General features: G+C 64.6%; 12 protein-coding genes. 6 read left to right on the plus strand and 6 right to left on the minus strand.

What is annotated here, in order from left to right:
• Positions 1–420 precede the first annotated feature (420 nt).
• Positions 421–3228, plus strand: coding sequence for a type VI secretion system Vgr family protein (locus C1926_RS15590; protein WP_108759814.1), 2808 nt, complete (start codon positions 421–423; stop codon positions 3226–3228).
• Between the two features lie 27 nt (positions 3229–3255).
• Complete coding sequence (locus C1926_RS15595; RefSeq protein WP_108759815.1) at positions 3256–6345, plus strand: DNA repair protein; 3090 nt, start codon at positions 3256–3258, stop codon at positions 6343–6345.
• A 58-nt stretch (positions 6346–6403) separates the two neighbouring features.
• Here the strand turns inward: C1926_RS15595 and C1926_RS15600 are convergent, their stop codons facing one another.
• Positions 6404–7339, minus strand: a complete 936-nt coding sequence (locus C1926_RS15600) for an SUMF1/EgtB/PvdO family nonheme iron enzyme (protein WP_254057287.1) — start codon at positions 7337–7339, stop codon at positions 6404–6406.
• A gap of 213 nt (positions 7340–7552) precedes the next feature.
• Here C1926_RS15600 and C1926_RS15605 point away from each other — a divergent pair, with 213 nt between their 5' ends.
• A complete protein-coding gene (locus tag C1926_RS15605; protein ID WP_108759817.1) occupies positions 7553–9610 on the plus strand; it encodes a hypothetical protein in 2058 nt (685 codons plus the stop codon).
• A gap of 51 nt (positions 9611–9661) precedes the next feature.
• On the opposite strand, the gene C1926_RS15610 is transcribed toward C1926_RS15605, so the two are convergent.
• The 5 genes from C1926_RS15610 to C1926_RS15625 all read right to left on the minus strand — a co-directional run bounded on the left by C1926_RS15610 (position 9662) and on the right by C1926_RS15625 (position 13900).
• Positions 9662–10594 carry an SUMF1/EgtB/PvdO family nonheme iron enzyme gene (locus tag C1926_RS15610; RefSeq protein WP_254057288.1) on the minus strand — a complete coding sequence of 311 codons (933 nt, stop codon included), beginning with the start codon at positions 10592–10594 and terminating at the stop codon, positions 9662–9664.
• Positions 10595–10696: 102 nt separating this feature from the next.
• Positions 10697–10999, minus strand: coding sequence for a hypothetical protein (locus C1926_RS21835; RefSeq protein WP_254057289.1), 303 nt, complete (start codon positions 10997–10999; stop codon positions 10697–10699).
• The gene (locus C1926_RS15615; protein ID WP_254057290.1) at positions 10987–11628 is read right to left on the minus strand and encodes an SUMF1/EgtB/PvdO family nonheme iron enzyme; all 642 of its coding nucleotides are present in this window, start codon (positions 11626–11628) and stop codon (positions 10987–10989) included. The genes C1926_RS21835 and C1926_RS15615 overlap by 13 nt, the downstream gene beginning before the upstream one ends.
• Before the next feature lie 231 nt (positions 11629–11859).
• Positions 11860–13233, minus strand: a complete 1374-nt coding sequence (locus C1926_RS15620; protein ID WP_108759819.1) for a sensor histidine kinase — start codon at positions 13231–13233, stop codon at positions 11860–11862.
• Entirely contained in the window at positions 13226–13900 is a 675-nt protein-coding gene (locus tag C1926_RS15625) for a response regulator (protein ID WP_108759820.1), read from the minus strand. Before C1926_RS15625 ends, C1926_RS15620 begins: the two co-directional genes overlap by 8 nt.
• A 62-nt stretch (positions 13901–13962) precedes the next feature.
• On the opposite strand from C1926_RS15625, the gene C1926_RS15630 reads away from it, so the two are divergent.
• Genes C1926_RS15630 through C1926_RS15640 form a run of 3 tightly spaced genes read left to right on the plus strand, consistent with a single transcriptional unit; the run spans position 13963 to position 19450 of the window.
• A complete protein-coding gene (locus tag C1926_RS15630) occupies positions 13963–15210 on the plus strand; it encodes a TolC family protein (protein ID WP_108760730.1) in 1248 nt (415 codons plus the stop codon).
• Positions 15207–16379: an efflux RND transporter periplasmic adaptor subunit gene (locus C1926_RS15635; RefSeq protein WP_108759821.1), complete on the plus strand. Its 1173-nt coding sequence runs from the start codon at positions 15207–15209 to the stop codon at positions 16377–16379. The genes C1926_RS15630 and C1926_RS15635 overlap by 4 nt, the downstream gene beginning before the upstream one ends.
• A complete protein-coding gene (locus tag C1926_RS15640) occupies positions 16376–19450 on the plus strand; it encodes a CusA/CzcA family heavy metal efflux RND transporter (RefSeq protein ID WP_108759822.1) in 3075 nt (1024 codons plus the stop codon). The genes C1926_RS15635 and C1926_RS15640 overlap by 4 nt, the downstream gene beginning before the upstream one ends.
• Positions 19451–19535: the final 85 nt, after the last annotated feature.

The following is a 19535-nucleotide window of genomic DNA, read 5'->3' on the forward strand; positions in this document are numbered from 1 at the left end:
GATGCTGCTCTGGTAGGTGCCAACCTTGGTTGGCGTCTACCGGGATCTACGAACTTCGTGTGCAGTGCGTGCTGTGTCAACGAAGTAACGACGGTAGCGCCGGGCCACGCCCGGCGACGGAACCTGTAGAGCCGAGCCGATGCTCGGCTCAGACACCGCGCCAGGAGCAGCCGAGCATGGGCTCGGCTCTACCAATGCGGTGCGCGCTGCGCAGGCGCCACCTTCCGTGTCGCAATCAGCACCTTCTGTTGCCTGCACGTTGCGTCTCGGCCATACAACTCGCTGGCGAATCCGTGATGCAGTGATGTTCTTCAGCCGTCCGTGGGCATTTTCGTAATCGTCTGATTTTTCCTCGGCCAACCCCTTGCTAGGTTCCTGCGCACAGAAGTGCGCCAGGGTGGTGCACAGGGCGTAAGCCATATGCACACGTTGCAAGCGCATGAGGATGCAGCGCTGCTGCACCGGTTTGAACTGCCCGGCGCAGGGCTTTTGCTGGTCGAACGCTGGCGCGGACGCGAAGCGTTGTCCGAAGGACTGGATTACCACGTCGACGTACTCGCTTCGCACACGGACCCGGCCTGCGAAACGTGGCCGGGCCGGCCTGCGACGCTGTCCACCCGCGATGCGCAGGGGCGCGACATCCGGCGGGCCGGCCTGGTACGCGAGGTGTGCCGGCTGGACTGCGATCGCGGCCTTACCCGCTACCGCATTCGCCTGGCGGCATGGACGTGGTGGCTGGCGCAGCAACGGAACAGTCGTGTTTTCCGTGATGCAACCGTTCGCCAGATCGTGGATGCCGTGTTCGCCGGCCATCCAGCGCTCGCCTGCTGGCGCTGGAGCGACGATGCGCGGGCCTGCCTGGACGCGCTGCCGCCGCGTCACTACTGCGTGCAGTATCGCCAGTCCGATATGGATTTTGTCGCCGGCCTGCTGGCCGAAGAGGGCATTGGCTGGCGTGTCGAGGCAGATGCGGAGGCGCCCGCACTGCATCGAATCGAACTGTTCTTCGATAGCGTGGCCTTGCCACAGCACGCGGCTTCGGCACGTGGCGGTGCCCTTCGCTTCCACCGCGGCGACGCGGCGGAGCAGGAGGACAGCGTGCTGCACCTGGCCCGGCGCGTGCGGCTGGGCCCGCACCGGTTGAGCATGGTCAGCGATGACTATCGGCAGGATCGCACGCTGGCCGTGCAGTTGCCGGTGGATGGCGGTGGCAGTTCGTCTGTCGAGGAGTATCTGGCGTGCGGCTCGCTGGGCTTCGAATCGCACGCAGAAGGCGAGCGGCGCGCCGTCCTTTCGGTTGAGCGCCACGAAGCGGATCGGCATGGGTGGCAGGGCATTGCGACAGTGCGAGGGCTGGCCGCAGGCAGGTGGTCGGCCATCAGCCAATGGTCGCCGCAACACACGCCCGAACTGCTGATCACTTCGCTGGAGCATGCCGGCGCCAATACCTTGCCAGATCGGCTGCTCCCGCATCGTTGGGTGGAGGCGCTGCAAAGTGACGGGTTCCTGCCTACCGAACTGCAGCGCCGTGCCCAGCAGCTCGGCTATGCCGCCGCCTTCCATGCTGTTGACCGCCAGCGCCCCTGGCGTCCATCCACGACAGACCCGGCGGGCGAAGCCCAGGTGGTGGGTCGGCAGACGGCCATCGTGGTCGGTGCCGATGAGGGCGGCGGAGCAGCCGAAGGCGGTCGCGTGTACGCCGACGCCCTCGGGCGGATCCGCGTGCGCTTTCCGCTGATGGATGCAGCGGGCAAGCCTGCGCACAGCGCATGGTTGCGCGTTGCACAGCGGTTTGCAGGCCCGGGCGTGGGCAGCCAGTTCCTGCCGCGCGTGGGCCAGGAGGTGCTGGTGGGCTTCCTGGAGGGGGATGTGCAACGCCCGATCGTACTGGGCGCGCTGTACAACGGGCGCGGCGAGAACGATCCATCGCTGCATGCGCAGGCGAGCGATACGCGCGTCGGCGGCACCGGCAACCTTGCCGGTGGCAACGCACCGGCCTGGCACGCAGCGGGTGATGGCCCGCAGGCGCATCGCCATCCCGGGGCGCTCTGGGGTTTCAGCTCCCGCGAATGGGGCGGTGAGGGTGGCTCCACCCTGCAGTTCGACGACACGGACAACCAGCTCCGCCTGCAATTGGCGACGACACAGGCGGCCACCCAGTTGAACCTCGGCCACGTCATCCACCAGCGCGGCAATCATCGCGGCAGCCTGCGTGGGCAGGGCTTCGAGCTGCGCAGCGATGCAGCGGGCGTGGTGCGCAGCGAGCGTGGGCTGTGGCTCGGTGCCCATCCGTCAGGGCCTGGCCAACCGGCGGGTACGGCAGCGCAGGCAGGCGCGCTGCTGGCCCAGTGTGGGGCGATGGCCGCTGCGTCTGGGCAGGGCGCTGTGCTGCACGGCACCGGAGGGTTGCATGCCTCGCCTGCGTTGGCACCGCTGCGGCAAGCGGCAGCGGGCGTGGTTGCGGCCGATGGCTTCGCCCGTGCGTGCGCGGCCGCCGGCGACACAGCTGGTGGCGTCCCCCACAGCACGGCACCGCTGCTGGGCATGGTTGCGCCGCTGCAGGCGGTGGTTTCGGGGCAGGGGCTGTTCTGGCAGGCAGGGCAGAGCCTGGTCCTGGGTGCCGGTGGTGCTGCACACGCGGTAGTCATGGGCCACGCGCGCCTGCACGCGGCACAGTCGGTCGGCGTCCTGGCGTCGGCCGCCACTTCGGCATCGGGGCTTGCGTCCGGCCTGACCCTCGCTGCCGGTGAGCAACCGATCGAGATCCAGGCGCAGGGCGACGCGGTGAAGCTGCAGTCTCGGCAGAAACAGCGCCTGTCCAGCGCGCATGCGGCGGTCGAACTGGCCGCTGGAGGTGCACTGGTCGTACAGGTGGAGGGCGGCGCCAGCCTGCGCTTGGAAGGGGGCAACCTGCAGTTCAGCTGCCCGGGAACCCTCACCGTGCATGCGGGCCAGCACAGCTTCGTCGGCCCGGCGTCCCTTGCTTATCCGCTACGCACGCTGGGTATTGCACCCTGCCGCGCCCGCTTCCTTGTGCGCGATCACGCAGGCGTCCCGCTGGCGGGGGCGGCCTATTCGATGCAGCTGCCGGATGGCCGCTGGTTGAGCGGAACGACCGATGGCAACGGGTTTACCGAGGAAGTTGTCACCGACGGACCGGAGAAGGTTGGCCTGTTCGTGGATGACGAACGGCACGAGGGCTACCTGCGCGACGCAGGCGATAGCTGATCACGTTGGAAGAAAGGAATCTGGAACATGAGCTCTGGAAAATTCACGCTGTTTCGCCATGACGGGCATGGCAACGTCGTGCCCTGTGCGGGCGTCACCTATCGCATCCGCGATGTGCTGCATGGCTTCACGATCGTGGCGTCCGGCAGGACCGACACCCACGGCGACACGGATCGCGTGACACTACCCGAGCGCGCACCCACCCCGGCGCCACCGGTCCTCCCTGACTGGCGCAAAGGCTGGCCGCACCCCGGCGCCGGGCCAGTCGGCCTGAAGCTGCCCTGGCCACGGCGCAACGGGCAGGACGCCGCTGCGGGTCCCGGGCAGGGCGTGCTACTGCCGCAGAGTGAACATCGATACCAACTACAGGTCCGCGATGATGCCAGCGGCGAGTGGACCGATCCGCTGCAGCACCCGGACTGCCGTGAGCCCGCGCAGCTGGGGCCGTGGAGCGAGGATCCACGGGCCGACGCGACGATGCGGCCTGCGCTGCAGGTGCGGCGGCTGCGGCTACGGCCGTTCCACCAGCTGCAGCTGCAGCGGCAGGGTCCGCCAACACCGGTGCCGGGGGCCGCGTTCGTGGGTTACCGCCGCGACAGCAAGGGTGTGGAGGTCATCGCCCGCGACGTGCACGGTCAGGTGGTGCGTGGCGTAACGGACCTGCAGGGGATGACGCCGCGCATCTTCTGCGAATCAGATCTGCGGCTGGTGTTCACGCTGCCGGGCAGCCGGAGCGAGCTGCGCAGCGGCCTGTCGGAGCCACGGGTCGTCGGGCAGCCCCGCCTGGTGCCGGTGGTGCCGGTGAAGATGCATGCCGTTGTGAGCGGGCCCGGCGAAGGTGCCACGCTGGAGCTGGCCGGGAAGATCAGCGCGCCGGCGCTGCTGAATGCGGCTGACGAAGAACTTCTGTTGCTGACACCCGAGGTCTGGGAGGAGTTCCGCGAGGTCGCGCGATCCATCGAAGGCAGCCTCTCCGCCGTGCCGCGCGCCCGCTGGCAGCTGGAGGAGGCCCTTGCTGGGCGCAGCCTCGAAGCGATTGCCCAGGCCGAGAAGAACCTGGGCATGGCCGAGGACCGTGCAGCGGCGATGCTCAACGGGAACTTTGCCCGGAAGACCGATCTTGTTGAGGTGATCACGTTTGAAAGCTACAGCCGCAAGGATGATGGCGAGCCACAGCAGGAGGTAGGCCTTCGCCGGAACTACCTGCCGCGGTTCAAATACGATGAATTCAAAGGCCGCCGGCTGATGGGCGTGCCCACCCACGTGGATGTGGGCGTGACGACGCGGGCGGGTGACAGCACAATGTCCGTGGGCAGCGCCGCCCGCCAGAAAGGCTCGGCCTTCGAGAACTTCGATTCACGCAAGTTCAAGGAGTCGCTGATGACGATCAAGGGCCAGATCGGCCGGAACGTCAAGGCGCCGAACATCCAGTTCGATCTGATCGAGCTGGGTGGGAATCAGTTCTCCGACCTTGTGCGCGAGTCGGAGACCTATTCGCTGGAGACCTCTGCGCAGTGGTTGCGGTTTGTGGCAGGCGCCGGGGCCAGTGCCCAAGCGGAGTGGGATCCCCTGCACCGCAAGGCCAGCGCCAAGGTCGAAGCGAGCGCGCATTACAAACTGGCGCTGTTTGAAGCAAAGGCCGTGCATACGTGGTCGATTCCTTCGCGCACGGGGTGGATGCAGCGCTACGGCGATATCGACCTGGGTGCGATCGTGTTCCAGATGTCACTGGAGCTGCATGGCTTTGCCGGAATGAAGCGTGCCTTGATGGGTGCTGTTGGCGTGACCATTGATCGCGGCGCTGTAAAGGTTGAGGCGCAGCCGCGCGATCGTGACGACAGTTTTGTGCCCAGCTTCGACATTGTGCGCGGCATGCCCCGCGCTGACATGGGCGATCCCCCGGACAAGGATGGCAAGCCGTCGGGGCGCTTTGTGATGGCGGCGGTGGGCGAGAAGCCGCCAAAGAGCCTGAATGGCATGCAAGTGAACGCCGAGGCGTTCGTGGGTGTTGAAGCGGGGCTGACGCCTGCGGGGGAGTTGCAGTGGCTGCCGCCGCAGCAGGGAAAGCCGGTGACGCTTGCGAAGTTGAGCCAAGGTCTGGCCGGTTCTGCAGGGGCGGGCGTCAAGGCGCAGCTGTATGTGTATTACGCGGACGGGAGGTTCAGGATCAAGGTCAGTGCGCGGTTGTGCCTGGGCATTGGCTGCAGAGGGTCGCTGGATTTTGTGGTGGGGGTGGAAGGGATGCTGGAGTTCGCCAAGTGGGTGTATTACCAGTTGGCGCATGCTGGGTTCAGGAAGTTGCTGTTCATTGCGGGGGAGGCTTTGGAGTACCTTTCCAAAATCGCATTCTTGGAGAATTCCACTGAAGGATCTGTGGAACGACTTCTCTTCCAAAGCATTGATCGCGCGAAGGTGGCTGTTAAAGACCAGATCCGCAAAGTTCAGACTGCGCAGAATCGTATTGGACTAGTTCGAAGGATCAACTCTGCTCCCGGAAATGCGGGTCTCAGTAACGGATGGCTTTTATACGCCACACCAATGACTCGTGGGATGCTCCTTTACACCATTACCCGGCACAACTGGATGACGCACATGCAAAATCCAATCGATGTCGAGGGGGTTCTTGATCCCCAAGTGCACTATCTGCCTGATCATAAGCAGGCCATTCTTCGTGTGATAAAGGGAGTTACTCTTGTAAGTGAGTGGGAGTCCATGTTCCGGCACATGACTGCAGAAGGTGAGCCTGCCAGCCAACCACCGGGCGATCTTGAGGGGGATGTAGTAAGATTCCTTGATTACGGTCGATCATTGTCCGGTGATCTCAAAGGAAAGGTGATTGATCCAGTCAATACTGGAGGTGATGTGCCTCTAGAGGGGCTCGGAAGCAGTTACTTAGAGCAATTCCTTGCACATCGCAGCAGACTAATAGGAAGCTTTCCGAAAGGGTATGAAGTGGCTCAGTTACAGATGATGGGTGTCGATGCACTTTTAGCGCTTGACGGGAAGGACGCGCCTACATTTGCGAGTATTGAAGACAGCTACTTTCGCTCGCATGAGTGGGGGCAACGGGCAGTTGCGATACTTGGTCGCGGTAGCTCGCCTGCAAACGGATCTTAGTTTGCAGGCTCTAGGTTTCCAGTGATGAACATAGACGCCATGCCGTTGCTGAGGCGCGTCAATTATCCTTCGAGCGGGAAGAAGCGGCGCCCGCGCACCGGAATCGGTTGAAGCCGTTGGGGTTGTATAGCTTCCTTCCTTCCTCCGACAGAAGGGGGTCGGGGCCAGGGGCAGGTTCGCTTTTGAAACGAGTGAACGTCATCGACACGATGAATAGCGAATCTCCACCACGGTTGCTGTGACTGCGCTGGACCTTCTCATTGCCATTTGGAGGTCCGCGAGGATCCTGTATGTCGGAAGCATTATAGGGATCTTGATACCAGTCGTAGACCCACTCAAATCCATGGTCGATCATGTCGTACAGACCCAGCGGGGTGGGTGGGTACTGACCCAACGGGGTTGGGCCGATTGTGTAGCCATGCTGTGATGCATAGCGACCGATTGTCTCGAAGTCCCCGACGTTCCTTCCATCATCGACGCTTCCATCATCGGTGGGCCAGATAACAAACTGACCTCGGTTACGCGCTGCGTATTCCCACTGCGCCTCTGTTGGCAGCTCCATCTTCCTGCCGATCAATTTCCCCACCCATCCGCAGTATTGCTGTGCAGCCTCCCAGCTCACGCCGACCGGTAGGTCGTCCGGTATGTTCCTGTACTCCAGATCCATCGGATACTGCGCGGTGCGGGGCTGTCCTGTGGCATCGGTGTAGGCGTCGAAGTCGGCGTAGGTGATCTTCTTGGCACCAATTGCGTAGCTGCTCAGCGTTACCTCGCGCAGCACGTCGTCGTTGCGGTCACTGCTGTACGGCATCTTTGCGCGGGGATCGATGGGACCGAAGTCGCCCATGATGAAGGTGCCGCCTTCCACCTCCACGAGGTCTTTTTGGGTCTTTTGCGACAGCGCTTGGATGCGCGCGGTGAGTTCAGGAGAGAACGTCTGGGGCTTTTTCGGCGCGGGGCCTTGGCACGCGGCAAGTAGAAACGCTGTTGGCACAAGGGATTTCAGAAGCGCGGATCGAAGTGGTCGCATAGATAGCACCGATCAGTTCTGGAAGGACTGAATCAGCCTAGCAACCACAGGTATGGGTGCGACACTCATGACGTGTGAGGGGCGTAAGCCAAAGCCGCTGATTGGGCGGGGGATTCGCTATGCAGTGCATCGAAGCTTGTAGGTGCCACGCTGGCCCAAACCGAGAAGAACCTGGGCATGGCCGAGGACCGTGCAGCCGCCATGCTCAACGGGAACTTTGCCCGGAAGACCGATCTTGTTGAGGTGATCACGTTTGAAAGCTACAGCCGCAAGGCTGACGGCGAGCCGGAGCAGGAGGTGGGCCTTCGCCGCAACTACCTGCCGCGTTTCAAATACGATGAATTCAAAGGCCGCCGGTTGATGGGCGTGCCCACTCACGTGGATGTGGGCGCGACGACGCGGGCGGGTGACAGCACAATGTCCGTGGGCAGCGCCGCCCGCCAGAAAGGCTCGGCCTTCGAGAACTTCGATTCACGCAAGTTCAAGGAGTCGCTGATGACGATCAAGGGCCAGATCGGCCGGAACGTCAAGGCGCCGAACATCCAGTTCGATCTGATCGAGCTGGGTGGGAATCAGTTCTCCGACTTTGTGCGCGAGTCGGAGACCTATTCGCTGGAGACCTCTGCGCAGTGGTTGCGGTTTGTGGCAGGCGCCGGGGCCAGTGCCCAGGCCGAGTGGGATCCCCTGCACCGCAAGGCCAGCGCCAAGGTCGAAGCAAGCGCGCATTACAAACTGGCGCTGTTTGAAGCGAAGGCCGTGCATACGTGGTCGATTCCTTCGCGCACGGGGTGGATGCAGCGCTACGGCGATATCGACCTGGGCGCGATCGTATTCCAGATGTCACTGGAGTTGCATGGCTTTGCCGGAGTGAAGCGTGCCTTGATGGGTGCTGTTGGCGTGACCATTGATCGCGGCGCTGTGAAGGTCGAGGCGCAGCCACGCGATCGTGACGACAGTTTCGTGCCCAGCTTCGACATCGTGCGGGGCATGCCTCGGGCTGACATGGGCGATCCGCCGGACAAGGATGGCAAGCCGTCCGGGCGCTTTGTGATGGCGGCGGTGGGCGAGAAGCCGCCGAAGAGCCTGAATGGCATGCAGGTGAACGCCGAGGCGTTTGTGGGTGTTGAAGCGGGGCTGACGCCTGCGGGGGAGCTGCAGTGGCTGCCGCCGCAGCAGGGAAAGCCGGTGACGCTTGCGAAGTTGAGCCAGGGTCTGGCCGGTTCTGCAGGGGCGGGTGTCAAGGCGCAGCTGTATGTGTACTACGCGGACGGGAGGTTCAGGATCAAGGTCAGTGCGCGGTTGTGCGTGGGCATTGGCTGTAGAGGGTCGCTGGATTTTGTCGTGGGCGTGGAGGGGATGCTGGAGTTCGCCAAGTGGGTGTATTACCAGTTGGCGCATGCTGGGTTTAAAGAGCTGTTGTTCTTTGCAGATGGAGTTCTAGAGCATCTCTCGCAAGTGGTGTTCTTGGTCTTCTCCCGTAATGGCGCGATAGCGGAGTATCTGGCCGGGAGCATTGATGAGGCCCATGAAAAAGTGAAAGCGATGACCCAAGGAGTTAACGTGGCGAGAAGTAGAATTGAGCTGGTGCGGCGCATCAACTCTGTCGCAGCGAGTCCATCCAACGGTAGCGGGACATGGCTTCTGTATGCGACTCCTATGACTCGTGGGTTGCTTCTCTACGCGATCACTCGCCACAACTGGATGACGCACACGCAGAATCCAGCCAATATCGATGGAGTGCTCGATCCCCAGTTGCACTACCTTCCTGAACACAAGAAGGCAGTGATCCATGTGATAAAGGGCATCACTCTTGCTAGTGAGTGGGAAGCCATGTTTCAGCACATGACCGCTGAAGGCGAGCCCAGCGATGAAAAGCCAGGCAAGCTTGAGGGCGATGTAATTAGATTCTTGAACTACGGTGTTTCGTTGTCCGATGATCTAAAAGGCCAGGTGATTGATCCAATCAATGCGGAGGGTGAAGCGCCTTCGGGCCAACTTGGAAATAGCTACCTTGAGCAGTTCCTTGCCCATCGCAACAGACTGCTGGGTAGCTTTCCCAAGGGGTATGAGCTGGCGGACCTGCAGATGATGGATGTCGATACACTTCTAGCGCTTGACGGGAAGGACGCCCCTACCTTCGCGAGCCTCGATGGAAGCTACCTCAATCCACTGAATCAGGAAGGACGAGGCATCGCTACGGCCACTAGAACTAGCATATCCAGAAGTCGATCCTAACCAGAGCGCATCTGTTCCTAGCTGAGGCTGTGATGGTAAGCAGCCGTTGGATCACCTCGTCGAATCTGGAGATGAGGGAGATGCACATCGGAACCTGTTTCGGCTGTTGGGGTTAAAGAGGTGCTTATCTTCATCGTCCAGAAGTGGATTCGGCCCCGGATCGGGTTTTCGCTTGTATCGCGTGAAAGTCATCGACACGATGAAAAGTGAGTCTCCGCCACGGTTATCGTGACTCCGCTGCACCTTCTCCTCACCATGCGCAGGTCCGCGCGGATCTCGTAGGTCGTAACTGTCGTAGGGATCCTGATACCAGTCAAACATCCACTCAAACCCATGGTCGATCATGTCGTACAGGCCTAGCGGGGTGGGCGGGTATTGACCAAGGGGGGTTGGACCGATCGTGTACCCGTGCTGTGAAGCGTAGCGTGAGATTGTCTCGTTGTCGCCGACATTCCTTCCATCGTCGACGCTGCCATCATCGGTGGGCCAAATAACAAATTCGCCCCGGTTTCGCGCTGCGTACTCCCACTGCGCCTCTGTCGGCAGCTCCATCTTCCGCCCGATCAGTTTTCCCACCCAGCCACAGTACTGTTGCGCGGCCTCCCAGCTCACGCCGACCGGGAGGTCGTCCGGTATGTTTCTGTACTCCAGGTCGATCGGGTACTGTGCCGTTCGGGGTTGCCCCGTGGCGTCGGTATAGACGTCGAAGTCGGCGTAGGTGATCTTCCTTGCACCAATTGCGTAGCTGCTCAACGTTACCTCGCGCAGCACGTCATCGTTGCGGTCACTGCTGTACGGCATCTCTGCGCGCGGATCGATGGGGCCGAAGTCACCCATAATGAAGGTGCCGCCTTCAACTTCTACCAGGTCTTTTTTGGTCTTTTGCGACAACGCTTCGACGCGCGCGGTGAGCTCAGGAGAGAGCGCTTGGGGCTTTTTCGGCGTAGGGCCTTGGCAACCGGTCAGTAGAAGCGCTGTTGGCACAAGGGATTTCAGAAGCGCGGATCGAAGTGGTCGCATTGAAAGCACCGATCAGTTCTGGAGGGACTGAATCAGCGTAGCAACAGCATTAAAGGTGAGGGACACTCATGCCAAAGGAGGCGGAAGCGCAGCTCCTGCACAGCGGAATCGGTTGAAGGCGTTGGGATTGAACAGCCGCCTTCCTTCCTCAGAGAGAAGGGGGTCGGGACCAGGGGCTGGTTCGTGCTTGAAGCGAGTGAACGTCATCGATACGATGAAAAGTGAACTTCCACCCTGGTTGCTGTGGCTTCGCTGGACTTTTTCATTGCCATGTGTGGGTCCGCGGGGATCGTGTGTGTTGGAAACATCGTAAGGGTCTCGATACCAGTCGAAGACCCACTCAAACCCATGGTCGATCATGTCGTACATACCCAGCGGGGGGGCGGGTAGTGACCCAGCGGAGTTGGGCCTATTGTGTACCCATGCTTGGAGGCATACGCTCGAACCGTCTTGTAATCACCGACATTCCGGCCGTTGTCGACTGTGCCATCATCGGTTGGCCATATGACGAACTGGCCCCGGTTACGCGCCGCATACTCCCACTGCGCCTCTGTCGGCAGCTCCATCTTCCGCCCGATCAGTTTTCCAACCCATCCACAGTACTGCTGTGCAGCCTCCCAGCTCACGCCGACCGGCAGGTCGTCTGGCAGGTTTCTGTACTCCAGATCCATCGGGTACTGCGCCGTTCGTGGCTGCCCCGTGGCGTCGGTGTAGACGTCGAAGTCGGCATAGGTGATCTTCTTCGCACCAATTGCGTAGCTGCTCAGCGTTACCTCGCGCAGCACGTCATCGTTGCGGTCACTGCTGTACGGCATCTTTGCGCGCGGATCGATGGGGCCGAAGTCACCCATGATGAAGGTGCCGCCCTCCACCTCAACCAGGTCTTTTTTGGTCTTTTGCGACAATGCTTCGATGCGCGCGGTGAGCTCAGGAGAGAGCGTTTGGGGCTTTTTCGGCGCGGGACCTTGGCAGGCGGTCAGTAGAAACGCTGTTGGCACAAGGCATTTCAGAAGCGAGGATCGAAGAGGCGGCATTGAAAGCACCGATCAGTTCTGGAGGGACTGAATCAGCGTAGCAATGTGGGGGCATGGCACGTGGCGGCTGAGGCTGTCCGCTGCCGGATCTGCAGGGCGTAACCCATGCTCGGCTCAGACACCGCGCAAGAAGCAGCCGAGCATGGGCTCGGCTCTACAGAGTCCACCTGCAGTCGAGCAAGCTCGACTCTACGGTCAGGTAGAAAACCGCAATCCCACCCGCGCGCCGCCCATCGGGGCGCTGCCGATCTCCAACGCGGCGCCATGCCGCTGCGCGATCTCGGCCACGATGGCCAAGCCCAGGCCACAGCCATCGCCTTGGCTGCTGGCGCGATAGAAGCGTTCCGTGACGCGACCGCGCTCAGTCGCGTCGATGCCGGCACCATCATCATCCACCCACAGCTGCACGCCGTCATCCCGGCGCTGCACTGCCAGCGTGATCACCCCTTGCTCGGCGCCGTACCGCAGCGCGTTGTCCAGCAGGTTGCCCAGTGCTTCACGCAGCAACGGCGCATCGCCTTCAACCGGCACCCCGTCATCCGGCCCTTCGTAACCCAGGTCCACGCCCGCCGCCAGCGCACGGTCGGCGTAGCGCTCGACCACGCCACGTGCCAGCACGGCGACGTCCAGCGTCTGCAACGGCAGGGCACTGCCCTGTGCATCCTCCGAACGGCTGAGCAGCAATAGCTGGTTGACCAGATGCTGCAGCCGCGACAAGCCGGCCAGCGTGCCGGACAACGCCAGTTGCTGTGCCTGTGGATCCCGCTGCCGCAACGAACTTTCCAACTCCACCTGCATCGCGGCCAAGGGCGTGCGCAACTGGTGTGCAGCGTTGCTGACAAAGCGCCGCTGTGCCGCCTGCATCGCATCCAGCCGCTGCAGCAACGCGTTGTAGGCCTCTACCGCCGGCCATAGTTCACGCGGTGCTTCCTGCGCGGGGTCCAACGGCGCCAAGGGGTCCGGGCGCGGGCTGGCCAGGCGCCGTGCGACCTGGTTGGCATGCCGCGCTGCGGCGCCGGTACCGGACCAGGCCAGCCATGCGGCCAGCGCGAGAATCGCGGCCTGGAAGGGCACGCTGGTCATCAGCAGCTTGCGCTCCAGCCGGTGCCGCTTGCGCAGGGTCTCGGCCACGCGCAAGCGCACGTCGTGGCCGCCTGCCACAGGCACCACCACGTCCACCATGCGCACGGGTTGCCCGCGCAGCCGCGCATCGTAATAGGTCGCATCGTCGTCCGCGGCCTGCGCGGGACGCGGCAGCGCTTCGGGCAGATCGCCGTAGAGACGTGCACCGGCGGCGTCGACCACCTCGCCATGCACCTCGTCCACGGTGTCCCAGGTGAACATGCGCGACATCGCCGGCGTCACGTCCATCACGGCGCGTCCGCCCTGGTCCTTCACCAGCTCGGACAGCGACATCGCTGAATCCAGCAGCCAGCGGTCGTAGACCTGGCCGGCAAAGTAGCGCGCCAGTGCGAAGGATCCCACCGCACTGCACAGCAGCAGGACCAGCAGCGGCAGCCACAGGCGCCGCAGCAGCAGCCCGCGCAGGCTGTGCACGCGCTCAACCATCGATGGCCTCCAGCCGGTAGCCGAGACCGCGCAGCATGCGGATGCCAACGCCCGCGCCGGCCTGCTCGAACTTGCGGCGCAGGCGGCTGACATGCACCTCGATCACCGACAGGTTGGCGTCGTGGTCCCAGCTGTACAGCGTGTCGAACAGCCGCTGTTTGGTGACCGTGCGCCCGGGTTGCTGCATCAGTGCATCCACCAGGGCGAGTTCGCGCGCGGTCAATTCGATGCGCTGGCCGTCCACCTGTACTTCCTGGCGGATGCTGTCCAGGCACAGCCGGCCCAGCCGCTTCTGTGCCGGGGCATCGCTGCGGCGACGCGACAGGGCGCGCAGGCGTGCCTCCAGCTCGCCCAGTGCAAAGGGTTTGGCCAGGTAATCATCGCCACCGCGGTCCAGGCCGAGGATGCGATCCTCAACACCGTCGCGCGCGGTGAGGATCAGTACGGGCAGCGTGATGCTCTGGTCGCGCAGGCGCGAGAGCAGTTCCAGACCATCCACATCGGGCAGCGACAGGTCCAGCACCATCACGTCATAGGGTGCGGCGGCCAGTGCCGCGGGTGCCAGCAGACCCTGCGCAAGGTGGTCACACAAATGGCCGGCGCCCAGCAGGGCGCGCACCAGGCCGTCGGCCAGGGCCGCGTCGTCTTCGATCAACAGGATTCGCATTGCAAGCTTCGCGCAAGGTTCGGGAAAGTTTGGCGCAAGTGCGCCACCTTACCGTGGCGCGCATGAATTTCCTCCCTCGTTCGGCGGCCCTGCTGGCCGCACTGGCGTGCGCACCGGCGGCGTGGGCGATCAGCCTGCAGGACGCACAACGCGCCATGGATGCACACAACCCCGACCTTCGCGCGGCGGCACTGGAACTGCGTGGGGCACAGGGTGATGCACTCACTGCCGCACTGCGGCCGGCGCCGGAACTGTCGCTGGGCAGCAGCAAGATCAGCCCAAAGCACGGCGTCGGCAGCGGCCGCTGGCAGGACAAGCGCGTGGACAGCACCGTTGGCCTTGGCTGGACCTGGGAGCGCGGTGGCAAGCGCAGCCTGCGCATGCGCCAGGCCGATGCATTGGTGGAGGCCGCCGGACTGGACATGCTGGATGCCAAGCGTCGCCAGCAGTTGGCGCTGCACGAGGCGTACTTCGGCTTGAAGGCCGCGCAGGACAACTTTGATGTTGCCGAGGCGAACCGGCGCAGCTCCACCGAGCAGATGGCGGCGGCCGAGCGCCAGGTCGCGTCCGGGGCGATGGCGCCGGTGGATCGTGCGCGCCTTGCGGTGGATGACCTGGCGGTGGCCGACGCGGCGCGTGACGCGGCGCTTGATCTGCGCGATGCGCGGCATGGGCTGGCCCTGCTGCTGGGCATGGATGAAAGCGCGTCGCTCAGTGCCGACGATGACTGGCCGGATGCCACCCTCGAACCCGCAAGCAGCGCTGCCGATCCGCAGCAGCGTGTCGACCTTCGCGCCGCCCGTTCGCGGCTGGCCGCCGCCGATGCGGGCGTGTCGCTGGCGCGCAGCGAGCGCCGCCGCGACATCCAGTGGGGCGTGGAAGCCGAGCGCGAGCCGACCGATATCAACGGCGTTACCTGGGGCGTTTCGGTGACGATTCCGCTGGGTGCGCCCTCACGTGCGCATGGCGGCATCCAGCGTGCCGAGGCTGACCGCGATACCGCCGCGCTTGAACTTCATGCGCTGCAGCGCCAGGCCTGGGCCGAGCTGGACCAGTTGCAGGCCAGCGCCGCAAGCGCCGCGCAGCGCCGGCAGGCGTACGAAGGCCTGCAGGCCGACAGCGCGCGCAAGGCCGTTGAAGGCATCGAGCTGGCCTACCGACGCGGTGCGGCCAGCCTGACCGACCTGCTGGATGCGCGCCGCAGCTGGCGCGACTTCGAGGCCGCACTGATCCAGGCGCGTGCCGACCATGCCGTTGCGTTGGCGCGTTGGAACGCGGCCACGTCTGTAGCCCAAGGAGATACCCCATGATGCCGCGTGACGTCACCCAACCGCGTGCGCGCCGCGCATTGCTGCCTGCGCTGGTCGCGCTGGCCCTGCTGTCCGGCTGCGGGCGTGAGCCGGCGACCCATGACGATCCTGCGCCGGCCGTCAGTGCCGGCCAGATCCAGTTCCCGGCCGACAGCCGCCAGCTGGAGGTATTGCGCAGCGAAGCCGTGGGCGAGGGGGCCAGCGCATCGCTGCGGCTGCCTGGCCGCATCGTGTGGGACGAAACCCGCTCCAGCGCCCTGCGGTCCCCGATGCCGGGGCAGGTGTCGCGCATCGAGGCGCAGCCGGGGCAGAGGGTCAAGGCCGGGCAGGTCATCGCCTGGATCACCTCGCCGGAGTTCGGCCAGGCGCAGGCGGAGGGTGTGCGTGGGCAGGCTGAACTGCAGCAGGCCCGGCGTGAGCTGGAGCGTACCCGGGAGCTGCATGCCGCCGGCGTGGCCTCGGGCCGCGAGCTGGACGAGGCGGAAGCGCATTTTGCCGGCAGCCAGGCCGACCATGCCCGCGCCGCCGCCTTTGCTACCGCCTACGGCAATGGCAACCGCGTTGACCAGCGATTGCCGCTGCGCGCGCCCATCGACGGCGTGCTGGTGGAACGGCGCATGAGCCCCGGCATGAACGTCGGCCCGGACAGCGAGCAGCCGCTGGCGGTCATCGGCGATCCGGATCGCCTGTGGTTGCTGCTGGACATCCCGGAAAGCCTGGCTGGTCGCCTGCAGCCCGGCATGCAGGTACGTGTGCCGGCCGCCGATGGCGGCACGCTGCAGGCCACGCTGCAGCACGTTGATGACTTCGTCGACAGCGAGCGCCGCGTGGTGCAGGCCCGCGCCGAGCTGGACAACCGCAGCCGCAGCCTCAAGGCGGGGCAGTACGTACGGGCCCAGGTCGCGCTGCCGGGGCAGGGCGGCGTATCGCTGCCGGATGCGGCGGTGCTGCTGATCGACGGCAAGCAGGTCGTGTTCGTGGAGGAAGGCAAGGGGCACTACGCCCGCCGTGCCGTGCAGGCCGAAGAGCTGGGCGATGGCCGCCTGTGGGTACGCGAGGGCCTGCCCGTCGGCAGCCGCGTGGTGGTTGAAGGTGGCCTGCTGCTGCAGCAGCTGGTGGATACCGCGCCGGCCACGTCCACCTCCGGCACGGGGCGCGCCGCACCATGATCGACCGTTTGATTGCGTACTGCCTGCGCCAGCCGCTGATGGTGATGCTGGCGCTGCTGCTGTTCATCGGCGGCGGCGTTGCGGCGTTCCGCGTGCTGCCGGTCGAGGCCTTCCCCGATGTGTCCGACACCCAGGTAACGGTGGTGTCGCTGCACCCGGGCCGCGCGGCCGAGGAGGTCGAGCGCGAGGTGACCATGCCACTGGAAGTGGCGTTGTCGGGCATTCCGCACTCGGTGCGGGTGTTCTCGCACACGCAGTTCGGCCTGTCGATGATCATCCTGACCTTCGATGACAAGGCCGATGACTACTTCGCCCGGCAACAGGTGCTGGAGCGCCTGCAGGGCGTGGACCTGCCCGAAGGCGTGACCCCGGAGCTGGAAGCGATGAGCTCGGCGGTGGGCGAGATCTACCGCTACGTGCTGAAGGCACCGCACATGAGCCCCACCGAGCTGCGCACGGTGCAGGAATGGGTGATGGAGCGTGGCCTGCGCACCGTGCCCGGCGTGGCCGATGTGATCAGCTTTGGCGGCTACGCGCGTACCTTCCAGGTCAAGCCGGACCTGGACAAGCTGCGCGACCGTGGCATCAGCCTGGGGGAGTTCTCCGAAGCGCTGGAGAAGGGCAGCTCCAATGCCGGCGGTGGCTATGTCGAACGCGGCCAGCAGCAGTTCCTGATCCGCGGCGTCGGCCTGATGCGCTCGCCCGCCGACATCGGCAGCGTGGTGGTGGCGCAGAAGGGCGGCACGCCTGTGCTGGTGCGTGACCTGGCCAGCATCGTCGACACCGGCCTGCCACGGCAGGGCCTGGTCGGCCAGGACGACAACGATGACGCGGTGTTCGGCATGGTGCTGATGCGCAAGGGCGAAAATCCGTCCGATGTGCTTGATGCCCTGCATGCGCGCGTGGCCGAGATCGAGGCCGGCCAGCTGCCGGCCGGGGTCAGCATCGAGCCGTTCTATGACCGCTCCTGGCTGGTGTCGACCACGTTGAAGACGGTGTTCCGCAACCTGCTGGAAGGTGCGGTGCTGGTGTTCCTGGTGCTCTGGCTGTTCCTGTACAACGCCCGCGCGGCGCTGATCGTGGCGGCGATGATGCCGCTGGCGCTGCTGTCCACCTTCCTCGGCCTGCACCTGTGGGGCGTGCCAGCCAACCTGCTGTCGCTGGGGGCGATGGACTTCGGCATCATCATCGACGGTGCGGTGATCGTCACCGAGCACATCGTCTCGCGCCTGTCCGCGCTGCCGCGTACGGCGGACCGGAAGACACGGTTCTCTACCGTACTTTCGGCGGCCTCGGAGGTCGGGCGGCCGACGTTCTTCTCGATGCTCATCATCATCGCCGCGCATATTCCGATCTTCACCCTGCAGCGGCAGGAAGGCCGGATGTTCGCACCGATGGCCTACTCGGTGACCTCGGCATTGATCGGCGCACTGATCCTGGCGCTCACCGTGGTGCCGCTGTTCTGCTACTGGTGGCTGCGCCGCGACCGCATGCGCGGCGAAAACCCGCTGATGGACCGGCTGACCGGCTGGTACCAGCCGGTGCTGGAACGCGCCCTGGCCCGGCCGCGGGCAGTGGTGCTGACCGCCGTGGCGCTGCTGGTCGGCACCTTGGCGCTGGGCACGCGGCTGGGTTCGGAGTTCCTGCCCGAGCTGGATGAGGGGTCGATCTGGCTCACCGCCACCCTCGACCCCAGCACCAGCCTGGCCGAAGCGCAGCAGCAGTCGCGGCGCATCCGCGAACTGGTGAACACCTATCCGCAGGTGTCGACGGTGGTGGCCAAGCTTGGGCGGCCCGAAGACGGCTCCGATGCCAAGGGCGCGAACCAGATCGAAGCGCTTGTGGCGCTGAAGCCGGAGAAGGAATGGCCCAAGGGCGTGGACAAGCGGCAGCTGATCGCCGATCTGCAGCGCACGCTCGAACAGCGCATTCCCGGGCCGGAGTTCTCGATCTCGCAGCCGGTGCGCGACAACATCCTGGAGAGCATCTCGCAGATCAAGGGCCAGGTCGTCATCAAGGTCAGCGGTGCCGACCTGGACGTGCTGAATCGGCAGGCCCAGGCCATCCTCGGTCAGGTGCGTGGCGTGGACGGGGTGGAGAGCGCCTTCATCGACCGCGATGGTTCGCTGCCGCAGCTGCAGATCGAGATCGACCGCGACCGTGCCGCGCGCTACGGGCTGAATGTGCGCGACATCGACGAAGTGATCGAGACGGCCCTGGGGGGCCGCGAAATGGGCGAGCTGTGGGAAGGCGACCGCAGGTTCCCGATCACCCTGCGCCTGGACGATGCCGACCGTGACCTGCAGCGCCTGCGCATGGTGCCGGTGGGGATCGGCGATGGGCATACGGTGACGTTGTCCGATGTGGCCGATTTCCGCATGGCCAGCGGTGCGATCAACATTTCCCGCGAAAACGCGCAGCGGGTGAAGGCCGTGAGCATCTTCATCGCCGGCCGCGACATGGGCAGCGTGGTGGCCGACATGCGCTCGCGGGTGGATGCCAGTGTGGCACTGCCCGACGGCTACCGTCTGGAATGGTCGGGCGAGTTCGAGAACCAGCAGCGCGCGATGAAGCGGCTGGGCTGGGTGATCCCGCTGTCGGTGCTGATCATCTTCGTGCTGCTGTTCGATGCGTTCAAGGACATCAGCAGTGCGGCACTGATCCTGGCCAACGTGCCGCTGGCGATGATCGGCGGCATCCTGGCCCTGTGGGTGACCGGCATTCCGCTCTCGGTGTCGGCCGCGATCGGCTTCATTGCATTGTTCGGCCAGGCGGTGCTGAACGGCGTGGTGATGCTCAGCCGCTTCGCTCAGCTGCGCGAGCAGGGCATGGATCTGCTGCAGTCGGTGGTGCAGGGCTCGCTGCAGCGCCTGCGCACGGTGCTGATGACCGCGTTGCTGGCGATGTTCGGCCTGCTGCCGATGGCCACCTCGCATGCCATCGGTGCGGAGACGCAGAAGCCGCTGGCGGTGGTGGTGATCGGCGGCCTGCTGTCGGCGATGCTGCTGACGCTGCTGGTGCTGCCGACGTTGTACTACTGGGTGCACCGCCGGCGGGAGGCGGCCCGGTAGGTGCCAACCTTGGTTGGCACGTTGGGACCGTCCACTACGGTGGACGACTACCGGTGCCGCCGCCAGGCATGGCCCGGCGCTACCG

Origin of the sequence: Stenotrophomonas sp. ZAC14A_NAIMI4_1 (assembly GCF_003086915.1) — a bacterium.
Lineage (GTDB): Bacteria > Pseudomonadota > Gammaproteobacteria > Xanthomonadales > Xanthomonadaceae > Stenotrophomonas.